At 53.5% G+C, this 12,996-nt stretch carries 13 protein-coding genes and 1 tRNA gene; 8 read left to right on the top strand and 6 right to left on the bottom strand.

The window, feature by feature from the left end; all coding sequences use genetic code 11:
- The first annotated feature begins 79 nt into the window (after positions 1-79).
- Positions 80-1,570: a sulfatase-like hydrolase/transferase gene (locus R3C20_16695; protein ID MEZ6042143.1), complete on the top strand. Its 1,491-nt coding sequence runs from the start codon at positions 80-82 to the stop codon at positions 1,568-1,570.
- Positions 1,571-1,859: 289 nt separating this feature from the next.
- Here the strand turns inward: R3C20_16695 and R3C20_16690 are convergent, their stop codons facing one another.
- From R3C20_16690 to R3C20_16680, 3 genes are all read right to left on the bottom strand, one after another.
- Positions 1,860-2,159, bottom strand: coding sequence for a 50S ribosomal protein L28 (locus tag R3C20_16690; protein ID MEZ6042142.1), 300 nt, complete (start codon positions 2,157-2,159; stop codon positions 1,860-1,862).
- 295 nt (positions 2,160-2,454) lie between these two features.
- Positions 2,455-2,844: a hypothetical protein gene (locus R3C20_16685; GenBank protein MEZ6042141.1), complete on the bottom strand. Its 390-nt coding sequence runs from the start codon at positions 2,842-2,844 to the stop codon at positions 2,455-2,457.
- A gap of 289 nt (positions 2,845-3,133) precedes the next feature.
- Positions 3,134-4,312, bottom strand: a complete 1,179-nt coding sequence (locus R3C20_16680) for an FtsW/RodA/SpoVE family cell cycle protein (GenBank protein MEZ6042140.1) — start codon at positions 4,310-4,312, stop codon at positions 3,134-3,136.
- A 395-nt stretch (positions 4,313-4,707) separates the two neighbouring features.
- Here R3C20_16680 and R3C20_16675 point away from each other — a divergent pair, with 395 nt between their 5' ends.
- From R3C20_16675 to R3C20_16645, 7 genes are all read left to right on the top strand, one after another.
- Entirely contained in the window at positions 4,708-6,348 is a 1,641-nt protein-coding gene (locus tag R3C20_16675) for an SLC13 family permease (protein MEZ6042139.1), read from the top strand.
- A gap of 310 nt (positions 6,349-6,658) precedes the next feature.
- Complete coding sequence (locus R3C20_16670) at positions 6,659-6,913, top strand: hypothetical protein (GenBank protein ID MEZ6042138.1); 255 nt, start codon at positions 6,659-6,661, stop codon at positions 6,911-6,913.
- Positions 6,914-7,118: 205 nt separating this feature from the next.
- Positions 7,119-7,325, top strand: a complete 207-nt coding sequence (gene csrA, locus R3C20_16665) for a carbon storage regulator CsrA (protein ID MEZ6042137.1) — start codon at positions 7,119-7,121, stop codon at positions 7,323-7,325.
- A gap of 34 nt (positions 7,326-7,359) precedes the next feature.
- Positions 7,360-7,434 (top strand) — tRNA-Glu (locus tag R3C20_16660).
- A 229-nt stretch (positions 7,435-7,663) separates the two neighbouring features.
- Positions 7,664-8,272, top strand: coding sequence for a sigma-70 family RNA polymerase sigma factor (locus R3C20_16655; protein MEZ6042136.1), 609 nt, complete (start codon positions 7,664-7,666; stop codon positions 8,270-8,272).
- An 11-nt stretch (positions 8,273-8,283) separates the two neighbouring features.
- The gene (locus R3C20_16650; protein MEZ6042135.1) at positions 8,284-8,865 is read left to right on the top strand and encodes a hypothetical protein; all 582 of its coding nucleotides are present in this window, start codon (positions 8,284-8,286) and stop codon (positions 8,863-8,865) included.
- On the top strand, positions 8,858-9,997 hold the full coding sequence (locus R3C20_16645) for a hypothetical protein (GenBank protein ID MEZ6042134.1): 1,140 nt from the start codon (positions 8,858-8,860) through the stop codon (positions 9,995-9,997). The genes R3C20_16650 and R3C20_16645 overlap by 8 nt, the downstream gene beginning before the upstream one ends.
- 33 nt (positions 9,998-10,030) lie before the next feature.
- Here R3C20_16645 and R3C20_16640 read toward each other — a convergent pair whose 3' ends face one another.
- Genes R3C20_16640 through R3C20_16630 form a run of 3 tightly spaced genes read right to left on the bottom strand, consistent with a single transcriptional unit; the run spans position 10,031 to position 12,969 of the window.
- On the bottom strand, positions 10,031-11,326 hold the full coding sequence (locus tag R3C20_16640) for a DUF1552 domain-containing protein (GenBank protein MEZ6042133.1): 1,296 nt from the start codon (positions 11,324-11,326) through the stop codon (positions 10,031-10,033).
- A gap of 47 nt (positions 11,327-11,373) precedes the next feature.
- Positions 11,374-11,820, bottom strand: a complete 447-nt coding sequence (locus R3C20_16635) for an NUDIX domain-containing protein (protein MEZ6042132.1) — start codon at positions 11,818-11,820, stop codon at positions 11,374-11,376.
- 45 nt (positions 11,821-11,865) lie between these two features.
- Positions 11,866-12,969: a hypothetical protein gene (locus R3C20_16630; protein MEZ6042131.1), complete on the bottom strand. Its 1,104-nt coding sequence runs from the start codon at positions 12,967-12,969 to the stop codon at positions 11,866-11,868.
- Between the last annotated feature and the right edge of the window lie 27 nt (positions 12,970-12,996).

Below are 12,996 nucleotides of genomic sequence, written 5' to 3'. Positions count from 1 at the left end.
CTGACTCTCGACATTGCTGCCCGGACCGGCCTTCCACTTCCCCGGATTCATTATGCCGACAAACCATAAGGAGTTGAAAATGAGGTCTGCACACCGGGGCGTTCGTGGGCTGTTGCTGGGAACGCTGACACTGATGGCCTGCAACATCTGGTTGGTTCAGGACGTAAGCGCGGACGATATTGACGCCGTCGTTGTCAAAGCGGTTCCGCGACCCAACATCGTCTTCATACTGACAGACGCCCACCGTTGGGATGGACTCTCCTGCGCCGGGAATGAATTTCTCCAGACGCCGAATCTCGATCGGATAGCCGGGCGGGGAACACGATTCAGGAACGCATTCGTGACGCAGGCGAAACATTCGTCAACTCGAGCGGCGTGTCTTACCGGGCGATACGGGAACGCCCGCAGCATTGCCACCGACCACGCCGTCTCGTTGCGGAATCCAGGTCGTTCTTTCGCGCATGCTCTGAGAGCAGCTGGATATCTGACTGGCGTCGCAGGCAAGTGGCACCTGAATAATTCACCCGAAGACTGCGGATTTGAATTTGCTTCCACATTCTGGTCGGATGGAGCGTGGTACGATCGAGACTTCAGGATAGATGGACGCCAGCAGAAAACACGCGGTTTCGTGGACGATGTAGTCGCAGAGGAGTCTGCACGATTCGTTCATTCAGCGTTGAGTCAGAAGAAGCCATTTGTCTTGTGGCTGTGCACGCAGGTACCGCATTGTGACCAAAACGGTATCTGGCCCGCGGATGACGAACACAAAAACGTGTTCGACCTGGCGCAAATGCCCGTACCTGCAAACTGGAATGATGAGCTGAATGGCAAACCGGACATACTGAAAACGTCGCGAAACCGAATCCTTGCATCCGAGTTTGGCTACGAAAAAACGGACGCGATTGCTCGGCACTTACGGGATTACTATGCAGCGGTTGAGCAAATGGACATCGCAATTGGACGCTTTCTGGATGAACTGGAAAGCCTTCAGCTTCAGAACAACACCTGGTTTATTCTGATGGGAGACAATGGCTGGTTGCTTGGTGAACACGGAATGGCCGGCAACGGACTTCCGTATGAAGAATCGATCCGTATCCCCATGGCAATCTCTGCTCCATCGATCGCTCCACGCGTGTGCGACGAGTTGGTGCTGAACATCGACATCGCTGCCACAATCTACGAACTCGCCGGGCTGGAGCCCCCATCCGCCGTTCACGGAAAAAGTCTGGTTCCACTGGTTGGGGGAATCACCAACTCAAAATGGAGAGACCGCGTTCTGATTGAGGTTCCGGCACCTGAAGCGGCGGACGGGCCAGTTTGGACTCTTCGTGATCACCGCTGGAAGTACATCGAAACGGTCATGAAAGACTCACTCGACCAGAATGGAACAAGAGACAGATTTGTTGAGCTTTATGATCTGCAAAATGATCCAGGCGAAATGCACAACCTCGCCAGCAAAGAAGCGGCAGTCCTGGAAATACTGGCCGAGCAATTGAGACGACAGGTACGCTCGCTGAACGAAACAGACACCAGGACGAAACCAACGCATGAGCCCTCGACAAAAGAGTAATGCAATTACCCCCGGTGACTGACACGTTCCTTACGCAACACCAGAGATTTGTCGCAACACCGGATTCCGTGTAACACGAAACCGAAGATTGCGACGAGACCTGGGCAGCAATCGAGTCAGAGAACACGTGACTCTACGGGTATCATTGTGCTTGTAACTCGTCAATTCAGACCGGTGAGAGTACCGAACAGGCCTGCTTATGGCGGATGAGGTTAGCCAGTCAAAAGAAAAAGACGACCCGAAAATCCCGGGTCGTCTCAAGCGATCATTCTTTGGCTGGCCGATGGTGCTAATTTGATCCGGGTAGTGCAAACGGATCTTGTGCCTGTGGCTTAGTGATTGCGCCAGATCGAATCAGACTGACGGGCACAGTTCGGCGAACCACAGCGCCGTTTTCGACAACTCGTATCTTCTTCAAGTTCTTTCTGAACTTGCGTTTGGTGATACCAGTTGTCTTTCGGCCGTTCCCGCCCAGATACTTCGCCTTACCTCGCTCACACTTCTTCACGCCGTGGGCAGGCTTCAGGTCGCCGTAGAGTTCGAGCTGTGCGGCTCGCTTAATTCGTTTGTTTTTCTTCAGAGTACTCATAGCGTTAAGTGATTTCTCGTCAAGACGTTAAGGCGACTGGTCCATTGTCACCATGCTGCTCAGACGTCCGGTTTCAGGTTGTCAGGACCGGCGGAAGCGTGGGAAGGTAATGAGTCGACGCCGGAAGTTCAATTGAGTTTTCGATTTACGAGGGCTGTTTACTGAAGCAATTCACCAATTTTGCAGGAACTGGAATCAGAAACGGCGTTCGATTCAGAATTCAACAGAAAAGCTGGATGAGGATTACCCCATCCAGCTCTCATGAAGATTCTCAGCTTTGTATCAGGCAGCCAAATCAGTTGGCTTTCTTGTCAGTTCCAGGCATTTCGCCGGCGCTCAGCAGATCGCCGAAAGTCTTGCCTTCCGTTGCGCTCGCTTCTTTCTCAGCCTTCTTCAAAGCTTCTTTCAGCTTATCAGCGTCGGTTTCGTTCTTCTTTTCGAGGAATTTGCCGACAGCAACGCCGAAATTGTTGCGAGCACTCTTCTTCTTTTCAGTTGTTGGGTGGCAAGTTGTGCAGGTAACCTTGCCGTCCTTACCGTGAGCTTCTTCAAGCTTTGGGTAAACTCCCTGCATCATCGTTGGGAACTTTGGTCGAGCTGAGACCTGTTCAGCTGAAGATAGTGACCACACAGCCACAAAAGCCCCAGCGACTGCGAATCGAACAACATTCTTAATTGTCAGCATTTAAAACCTCCAGAGTTACTTTTCCAACGCCTGCCACCACGGAGCGGAGACGTCTGCATTCTTCGGCTGAATGGTCGAAGAATCAACCGATAATTGTTGGTTCTTCGATGAGATAGTTTTTAGATGGCGACTCGCCCGAATGTCAACCGTACAAACCCGGCGACCGGAAAACTTCATCCAGCTGCAACGAACAGTATCGGCAGATACTGATACCGCTTTCGAGGCGAAAATAGGGCTGTTTCCAACCTGTGTGTGGACTGCCCCGCTGTCCGCGCGGCTAATCCGCCAGTCAAACAGGAAGGCTCCTCACTTCGCCCGCTTGCTCCGAGACCGCTGTGTCGTCCAGATCGCAGGCAGAACGCGAAAGTCCAATGATCAAACCAACGGAAACAACACTTACGAGCAAATTCGTGCCACCGTAGCTGATGAACGGATGGGGCACGCCCTTCGGGGGGACCATAGCCGTCACCACTGCAACGTTTGCCATAGCCTGAATGACAAGTTGAAGCAGAAGCGTGTTTCCAACAATCCAGCGAAAGGATCGCCGAGGGAGGCACTGCAGGGAAGCGCGCCCCGTCAGGTAGAGGGTCCACCAGACGCAGCAAATAGTCACGGTACCAACCAGTCCCAGTTCTTCGCCGATGACGGCGAAAACGAAATCTGTGTTGGCTTCTGGCAGGTAACTGAGTTTCTGCCAGCCATTCCCAATACCGACTCCATCAAGTCCGCCGCTCCCGAGCGACAGCAACGATTGCCTGATCTGCCACGGTGCACGGCTGAGATCCTGCCACGCTGCAATAAATCCCGTGATTCGTTGCATCTGATACGGCCGCAGTATCAGAAGCGACATTCCCGCCGGGATGACAATTGCTGCAGCGGCAGCAAAGTAGCGAACTGGCCATCCTCCCAGGAAAAGGGCAATCACATAGCCCATTCCAAGAAACACCGTCGCTCCAAGGTCCGGTTCAACAGCGACCAGCGGAAGACAAATGATCATTGGTAACAAGAGCACCGGCAGGGCTGCCAAACGAAATCCTGTGCTCCGTCTGGTCTCACAAATTAACGATGCCCCAACAATGGGCATAACAATCCGCCCGAGTTCTGAGGGCTGCAGGGAAAGTCCGGCAAATCTCAGCCAGCGCTGCGCACCATTGACCCGAGTACCAATTCCCGGTAGCAGGACGCACACGAGAATCGCAACAAATGCCCAGAATAAAAGTCGGGCATTTTGCTCGAGAAGGCCAGAGGGAATGCGTGCCGCAAACCAGGCACAGCATCCGGCGAGGGCGAGATAGGACAAATGCCGCGACAGGAACGAGACATCAGAATGGCTCGAACCTGAAGACAAACTTGCGCTGTGGACCATCTGAATTCCCACAGCAACCAGTATGCAGGTCAGCCCCCCGAACAGGCTGCGCATGTCGGCGTGGTCACGATTCTGAACTGTCGATTTGCACGCTTCGTTCATGTCTCGATTCGGAAATCCCCTGTCATGCTCAGCCTGCATCCGTCAGTACGCATCAACGCAGACGGGGCGACGCATGAAGTACGTGGAGATTCGGGTTCAAGGTTCGTAATCGGGAAAGTATCAACACAGGCGTTCCTTCCCATGGCGCTTCGGCATTGCGGCTTGAGACCTTTGCTCCGGTTCCAAAATAGATAGTTGTGATGGATTTTCGTTCTCCGGAGTCAACTTCTGGTTCCGGAGAGCTGCCATGTTCGTGGCGCACTTGGATGGTAAACTCACCACTTTGGGCTGCTCACTCGAATTATGCCGCCTCTATGCCTTATTCTGCGGTTCCAACTTCGGCTGCGTTTGGGCATCCGACTGACCGCGTACCATATTGACAAGCTTCCGACAGAGTGACGACCAGCGAACATCAAGAATTTGCGCCCGAGAATTCTGCGGAATCCAGTCAGAGCACTCCCGCCGCCTGGCTGCGGTGGTTTCCGATCGCGTTGTCCGTCATTTGCCTCCTGATTCTGTTGTCGCCAACGCCCGAGGGCATGACGCCCGAAGCCCACCGACTTCTGGCCGTGACCCTGCTCATGGCGGGGCTTTGGATGACGCAGGCACTGCCGCTTGCTGCGACGAGTCTGATTCCATTGGCGGCATTTCCGCTACTCGGAATTATGCCAGCCAAGGCTGTGGCAAAAGCTTTTGCAAACGACTCTCTGTTTCTGTATCTCGGCGGGATGATTCTCGCTCTGGGAATTGAACGCTGGAATCTTCACCGAAGAATTGCCCTCAACCTTGTGTCTGTTGTCGGTGTCAGCCCGCGCCGGTTGGTCGGGGGATTCATGATAACGTCGGCGGTGTTATCGATGTGGATCAGCAACACAGCCTGTACCATGCTGATGGTTCCGATTGCACTGGCGATGCTGAAAACGCTGGACGAAGGAAGCGAATCCACTCAAATCGGCAGTACAACCGCCAGCAAGAAACCCTCCGAAACTCTTGCTGTACCGTTGCTTTTATCAATTGCTTACTCCTGCAGCCTGGGCGGGATGTCAACGATCATCGGGACTCCCACTAACAGTGTCGCAGTTGGCATTCTGCAGGAACAAATGCCGCAGGTTCCACGCATCACAGTGGCCGTATGGATACTGGCTGCAGCTCCGGTCAGCATTGTCATGTTGCTGATTACCTGGTGGACACTCACCCGGCGTCTGGGAATCAAGACGAATGCCGATGCCAGGCTCCGAATGGAACTGGAGTCCAGACTGCGGACGCTCGGGCCGGCGACCCGTGCTGAAATTCGAGTCTTCGCTGTTTTCGCTTTGACGGCAGCAGCATGGGTTTTCCAGAAGCCACTTCGAGTAAATGGTGTCACTGTCGTTCCGGGAATTGTTGACATCTGGAGCTGGGCTGTGGAGCGAGCTTCCAATCTCGTTGGAAATGCACCGCCCCAGCTGACCGGGGTATCCGATACCACAATCGCCATTATCGCTGCTATCGTGCTCTTCATTATTCCGGCCGGGGTTCCGAAAAAGGAGGGGGCCGTCGTACGCCTGATGGATTGGCCTTCGGCGAATCGCCTGCCATGGGAAATGATTCTGCTGTTTGGAGGTGGATTTGCCCTCGCAGAAGGCTTTACGGCAACGGAGCTTTCTGCCTGGCTTCGTGATTCACTTCAGGGCCCTCTTGCAGGCAGACCTGCATGGGTTGTGATCGCGGCACTGTGTTTCATGCTCACTTTCCTGACAGAATTCACCAGCAATGTGGCAACCGTCAACACCCTTCTCCCCACGCTGATCCCGCTTGCTGAGCCTCTGGGAATCGATGTTCGGTTGTTGTTCTTGCCTGTGACGTTGTCTGCGAGCTGTGCTTTCATGATGCCGATTGCAACTCCGCCAAACGCCATTGTCTTCGGTAGTGGGCGCGTGTCCATACGTCAAATGGCGATGTACGGTCTGTTGCTTAATGTCATTGGTGTTGCGGTCATGACAATCGGGACGTTCGCCTTTATTGAGCCAATCCTGCGGCTGATTCAGACGGATTGACCAATCCCGCAGCTCCGGCGAATGGTGGCAAACTTTTTCTACGGGCAGCGAAACTGGACGAATCCCAGCGATTTACGTGTGGTTTCCCGTTGAAGAAGCCGTCAAACCTTGTAAAAATCCGCGGCTCGGGCATATCGATTTTAGTTCAATCGTTTGCTTCATGAGTCTGCGGAGAAGTCTCACTCGCCTGGGAAAATCCAGAGTTTATTGATGGTTCTGTTGATCTGCAGCCGACTTTTTCAGGTCGGATCACTCTCCGCCGATCGAAATACAAGCACTTTGACACGTTTTAGAGATGGTTTGGTGTGTTATGAAGAAGGACCGGCCCCGAATCGAGCGACAGCTTGAACTCGCAAAGAAAAGCCTTGCCGATTGCGAACAGGGACTCAAGGCAGCAGGAGTAGAAGGAAAACAATTGGCGAAAGACCCAAAGTGGCGGCATTTGAACGCCGATTACCGCCAGTTGCGTCGTCGACTGATCGCAGTTGCAGCAGTGGAAGAGCGTGAAGCTGCTGCGGCACAAAGGAAGGCCGAGAAACTAGCCGCTGCCTCCACGGAAGATTAGAGCACTATTGCGGATGTTCGTTGACTTTCCTGAAAATCAACTTCTTGACGCTTTTTCCTTCCCTGCGTAATCTGATGCAAGGGATTTTCGAATGGTCCTCCCATTTCAACCTGGCTGCAGCCGCAGGGTTAAGCCGGGCATGAGTTTCGGAAGAGGGGGTTTCTTTATCGAGTCATGAACTTCAGGAAAGTCGATAGGTGTAGCCATGCTGGTTTTGTCACGGAAGAAGAACGAAGTTGTCACAATTGGAGATAACATCCGGGTGCTGATCGTCGACATCCAGGGGGACCGAGTTCGAATTGGCATTCAGGCCCCAAAGGAAATACCTGTTCATCGCCAGGAAGTTCTCGAGGCGATTTTGCGAGAAAATCTGAAGATTTCCTCCTCGCCCACCGAAGAAAAAGCTGGCTAGTTTGTTATAAAACGCCCGCCGAAAGGCACTACCCGGCCCCATCGTCTAGTTAGGTCTAGGACATCGGATTTTCATTCCGGTAACGGGGGTTCAAATCCCCCTGGGGTCATAAACCTCGACCATTCCGGTCGAGGTTTTTTCTTGCGCCGGTAAGTTTCTGCTTCTTGAGTCGTTCCGGGCTGCTCCCCAAGCAGGACCAGGTTCTTTCGCAACGACCCGAAGTCACTTGCTGTATCCATAACGCTGCCCGTACATTACAGAGGCCTGCTTCGGTTCTGTTCCCCCCTTCGAAAAACTCTTCAGACCCTTCGTGTTCTGAAGTAGCGGAGTGAACATCGTTGGTTTCTCAGTCCCTGGCGAACCAGTATCTTTCTGATCCTGATGTTCAGTTGATGCTCAGAGTTGCGCACGAGGCCGATCAGAAGGCCTTCGAGCAGCTCGTCGTCCTGTATCAGGATCGCATGGTCGGCTTCTTCTTCCACATCCTGCACGATCGTGCCGCGGCTGAAGATCTGGCTCAGGAAGTGTTTCTGCGTGTGTATCGTTCGCGGGAACGGTATGAGGCCAAAGCCCGGTTTTCGACCTGGCTGTTCCGAATCGCTCACAATCTGGCCAGCAACCAAAAGAGAGGGGCAGCCCGACGGCGGGAAGTCTCGCTGCAATCGTCCGCCGATTCTCAGGGATTTCCTTCTCGTTCTGAAAATCTGGCAGAAAAATCGGCACTTATGCCGACCAGGCAGCTTGATTCCATTGAGATTCGCGACGTCGTGCGTCAGGCCCTTGATGAACTGGGGGAGCGACAGAAAACGGCTGTGCTGCTCCACAAGTTCGAAGGGATGAGCTACGAAGAAATCGGTGACATCATGGGCCTTGGCACAGTTGGCGTGAAATCGCTGCTCGCGCGAGCCAGAACCAAGCTCAAAGAGAGTCTTGAACGATACCTATAGGACTCGATCCAATGACAAAGCAGCCCGACGGAAACCTCGACGAACCGGAAGAACCGGTCAACAATGAACTCGCAGATCTCGTCGCTTACCTGGATGGAGAGCTGGAGATTTCGCGGGCTAATGGACTGGAACAAAGACTGGCAGAAGACGAGCCATTACGGAAACAAGCCGATCAATTGGACCGGGCATGGCAACTGCTGGATTCTCTCGAAGAAATCACTGCCAGCGGCCAGTTTACGAATCGAACACTGGAATCCATGCAGTCCATATCGCTGGCTGAGACAGAAACCGGGTTTGAACCGGATCTCTCAGCGACAAGTCAGAATGAAGTGGTGCTTCGAAATACGCGGTCGACAGCATGGTCACACGTTCTTGCTCGAACGGCCATCAGCTTTTCCTTTTCGTTTGTGCTCTGTTTCGCTGTCATTGAAACCGTCGAATGGAACCGGCTTAGAAATCGGCCGCCGGATGATGTCGAATTGCTCCGGCATCGAGAAATGCTGGAGGGCCTTTTCCTGTACGACTTACCTCCCAACACGGAATTTCTGAAGGATCTACCAACACCAAAGCAGGTGGAGTCAACCGGTGGGTAATACTCGCGTTTCAAGTTTCCTTTTCAACCTGCTTAACCTGCTGGGCCTCATCGGTGGTTGCGCGACGGCTTTCGCCATCTTCGGACATTTACCCGAATCTGAATTGGATCTGCTGCGTAGTTCCTCGGACTACACAGCAATGCCGGTGACTGATCGTCAGGCTCTTCAGGAGGCCTTTGAAGCATTCAAGGGATTCTCGGCTGATCGCAGGCAGCGAGTCGAAACGACATTCAATGCTGTTAAACAGGATGGCGTTCTCGCAGCAAAGCTGACAATGCTGAATGAATGGTATCTTTCGCTTCCGCCTGTTGAGCAAACCGAATGGCGTACAAAAATTGTTGCCGCCGACGTCGCCGCTGTTGCTGAAAAGATTCAAGCCGATCTGGCATCCCGTGACCTGATCGTTGTGGATTTTTCGTTCGGGGCCAGATTTTCAAGAACGCAGCGCAGAACACAGAAGCGACCGGCGTCGGATTCGAATGCTCAGGTATCCCCGTTGACACTATCAATCAGCGACTATAGCAATATCATCGATACTGCTTTTCCGGACAGCGAACTGCCACACGACGAACGACTCCTGCTGGCACAGTTTGAATCCCCCTCCGAGCGTTTATTGTGCAAGACTCTGCTGGTCATAGACCGCCTGCGAAAACAGCATTTTGCGCAGGGTTCTCTGGCCTCGTTCTACGAAGTATTTGAGGCGCACATCGATTCCATTGATTCGTCCTGGAGGCACGAATGGGAATCACTCGTCAGGAAGTCCGAACGAAATCCAATGGCAAGTGGTTTCGTCAGAGTAATGATTCCAATGTCGATTCTCGATCAGGCCGTGATTGCCCTGAGTCAGCCGATTCGAGGCAGTATCTCCCCCGACTCCGAAAACCTGGTCGACGCGTTCGCAGAAATCCAGGATGAGAAAGTCCGACGAGACCTGATGAACACCGATCCTGAATCCGCCCGATTCGAAATTGAACAGATACTCCTGCTCAGTCAATATGACCAGAACTCCGCGAGACACCAATTGGCTCAAAGGCTGGTCAACTACGAACGCAGCCTGGACGCCATGGGGTTTCTGCGAGAAATTGGCGGGAGAGGACGTTTTCCAGTGCGCGAAGACGATCCTGGCAGATAGATGGTACGTTCAGTTGCTCAGTGTGCTGATTGTTCAGTGTGCTGATTGTTCAAGCCCGGTCATCGTTCCTGTAGATGAAGCGAAACTATCCACCTCGGCACCTGAGTGCTGCAGCACACTCACAAACAAGTTGGGCAGTGGGTAGTTGTTCCGACGATCAAACGCCAGATGCTGGCCGTGTCTAAACCGACCGCCGGCCAGTACCACTGGCATGTTACGGTTGTCGTGGCTGGATGCGTTGCCAAGATTGCTCGTCAACAGGACCGCGGTCTGATCGAGCAGTGATTTACCATCTTCCTGCACCGAACGCAGGTCGCGAAGAAATTCTCCCCACGCTGAAACGATCTCGGTTTCTACGAGTGTCAGTTGCTCCAGCTTCTCTTCGTCCATTCCATGGTGGCTCAACGAATGATAGCCCTCGTCAACTCCGCGCAAGGGCACCACGCCGCCGGAACCACCCAGATGGTAGGTGATAAATCGCGTGGAGTCAGTCTCGAGGGCGAGCTTCAATACTGAACTCATCAATCGTTGTCGCCCGATAAAATCATTGGGATTGCCAATGTCGACGGGGCGCGGCGCAGTCACCTTTGGCTTTGGCAGGTGTGCCCAGGACTCGGATTCTGCCAGTCGCAATTCAAGTTCCCGAACGCTGTCGAAGTAGTTATCAAGTCGTTCCCTGTCACCCTGCCCAAGTTGTCCGGCAAGTCTTCGTGCATCGTCACTGACCAGATCCATAATGCTTCGGCCCTCCCTGACTCTCTGTGCATAACGTTCACGATCTGCGGGAGACTCGTCGACAAATAATTTCTGAAACAGACGTGATGGGCTGTCTTCTGCCGGCACCATCGCACCGTTTTCGGTGTAAGACGGACTTGAGCTACCGCTGCTGCCAACGACCAGCGATGGAAAACGTGTTGCCGACCCATGGTACCTGGCCAGGTACTGATCGATGGACACTGTGTTCCTGGCACGTCCTGTACTTCCCACCGGATTCGCTGTCAGAATGCTGGCTTCTGCCCGGTGTCCGCCCGTAACTCCCGGGTGCGAACTGCCGGAAATGACTGTGAAGTGATTCCGGAGATCGTCAATTGGTTTCAGGTAGCGACTGGGCTCGTAGTTGCTACCGCCGGACGCTGGATTAAGATTGTCAGCAAGCAGCCCCAGCCCCAGTGTCATCGCAACGAAGCGGCGTGGAGATGTTGATGTGTTCTGAGAGAATGCGGGTTGCATAGCAGTCAGCCATGGCACTGACAGCGCGACACCAGCTCCTCGCAGCACTGAACGACGCGGGATATGCAGACCGCGGCTGAAAAAGATTCTCTTACTCATGTCCGACTTTCATGAATGCCTTTGGAACTTTGTATGCCGTTTTCCGGCTACAACCGGGCGTCTGACTGTGTTTTTAAATAATGATCCAGGGCAGCCAGTAGTGGATCAATTGTTTGCTCCTGGATTTGATGTGGAGGACTCCAGTCAAACCATTCATACCCGTCATGTTCGGTAAGTAAAATCTCAACCGGTCTCGTCAGCCTCCCAAGAAATATGCGAAGGATTTTCTCTGTGGTCCCCTTACCGCCGTATCGTTTCTGACTCACCATATATCGGTGCTCGAAAAGAAATTCCGGAGCAACCTCAATCGCGTCCGCTTCAATTCCTGTCTCTTCGGCCAGTTCGCGCAGTGCACACTGCAAATCTGTTTCGCCTGGGTCCACGTGTCCTTTGGGAAGGTCCCAGCGCTTGGGATGTTTCATCAGCAGAAATGACTGGATGGGTTGCCCCCTGACGACGAGGAAGCCACACGAAACAGGTTTCTTTCGGTCCATTTCCGTTATCCCGGGTGCAAAGTACAAATGAATTTGTAATCGCGCTTATTCGGCCAGAAGGGCTTCTGCTTCATCGCGAGGCAGAAAGTTCATGACAAGCGGCTGGCTGAGATCCTTCTGCGATTGCTGCCAGGTTGCATAGTAGCCCTCCGGTGCAGAAAGCACGTCGACGTATCGACTGCAGCCGGTTCCGTAAGGGCTGACAAACATTGGAGCGAGACGGGATAGACGAGTAAACGTCCCCGGATCATCATTGACAATGAATCCGGCTCCCCCGATTTCCTCACACGAATAGCCGCGGGGCCGCATGACGGCGGTCGCATGTTCGTCATGAGGTCGCAAACATTCCCCCCCACAATAGAACAAGAGACTCGTCGCGTGATCAGAGAAACGACCAACTCGCGGCAGTGGCAGGATGCATGTGCCTCGTGTCATTGCGACATCCCAGGTCGTCCCGCGCGGGATAACTCCAAAGTCCGTTTGCGGACTGGTAGCAGAATGACTGTGATTGAGCTGTAGGTCAGTGACGCAGGTGTTCGAACTGGACCAACTGTACGGATGACTGCAAAACCCCAGTCGTGTCTGTGATTTTCCGTGCCAGAAAAATGGATCCTTCACATGCAGATGTTCCGGATCGTTTGATCGAAGAAAAGGTACCGCACGGCCGCCTGTCAACGTATCAACAGAGCTGGCCTGAAGGACATCGATCGTCCATACCCCCGCGCCTGGCTTCAGGTAGCCTGAAAGTTCATCCGGATACGGGATACCGATCTTTTCTGTCGATACATAAAGTTCTGCGCCAGCATCGTGGAATCGAAGGCAACTCCCCTCAATCGACAGCACTTCCGCCTCAGCGGTGTTCAGCTCCGCCTTCCCCCAGGATGCAATCTTGTGAAAAGACTGACCCTGATCGGCGGACTTGAATATCGCCAGTTCGAGGCCGCGCGTTCCACTGGCAACACCTGTTCGCGAATCGCCCGCATTTCTGTAGCGCCCGACGACGAACAAATTTCCATCGCCATCGATCTCCATATTGCCGCCACCAAACCAGAAGCCCGAGGAGTTCTCCATCGGCAGGATAATCGGTTTAGCGGCTTCCTGATCGATCAGACGATGGCAGAACCTGCGAAGTACTTCTACTGGCGACACGATTGGAGGATCCTGAGCTTTGGTCCC

The organism is Planctomycetaceae bacterium, assembly GCA_041398825.1.
In the GTDB taxonomy this organism is placed as follows: Bacteria; Planctomycetota; Planctomycetia; order Planctomycetales; family Planctomycetaceae; genus F1-80-MAGs062.
This window is presented reverse-complemented; position numbering and strand designations above follow the sequence as displayed.

Coding starts and splice junctions, on each gene's coding strand:
- R3C20_16690 (MEZ6042142.1), bottom strand. CDS start 2,159: ATGAGTACTCTGAAGAAAAACAAACGAATTAAGCGAGCCGCACAGCTC.
- R3C20_16695 (MEZ6042143.1), top strand. CDS start 80: ATGAGGTCTGCACACCGGGGCGTTCGTGGGCTGTTGCTGGGAACGCTG.
- R3C20_16680 (MEZ6042140.1), bottom strand. CDS start 4,312: ATGAACGAAGCGTGCAAATCGACAGTTCAGAATCGTGACCACGCCGAC.
- R3C20_16670 (MEZ6042138.1), top strand. CDS start 6,659: ATGAAGAAGGACCGGCCCCGAATCGAGCGACAGCTTGAACTCGCAAAG.
- R3C20_16650 (MEZ6042135.1), top strand. CDS start 8,284: ATGACAAAGCAGCCCGACGGAAACCTCGACGAACCGGAAGAACCGGTC.
- csrA (MEZ6042137.1), top strand. CDS start 7,119: ATGCTGGTTTTGTCACGGAAGAAGAACGAAGTTGTCACAATTGGAGAT.
- R3C20_16685 (MEZ6042141.1), bottom strand. CDS start 2,844: ATGCTGACAATTAAGAATGTTGTTCGATTCGCAGTCGCTGGGGCTTTT.
- R3C20_16640 (MEZ6042133.1), bottom strand. CDS start 11,326: ATGAGTAAGAGAATCTTTTTCAGCCGCGGTCTGCATATCCCGCGTCGT.
- R3C20_16635 (MEZ6042132.1), bottom strand. CDS start 11,820: ATGGACCGAAAGAAACCTGTTTCGTGTGGCTTCCTCGTCGTCAGGGGG.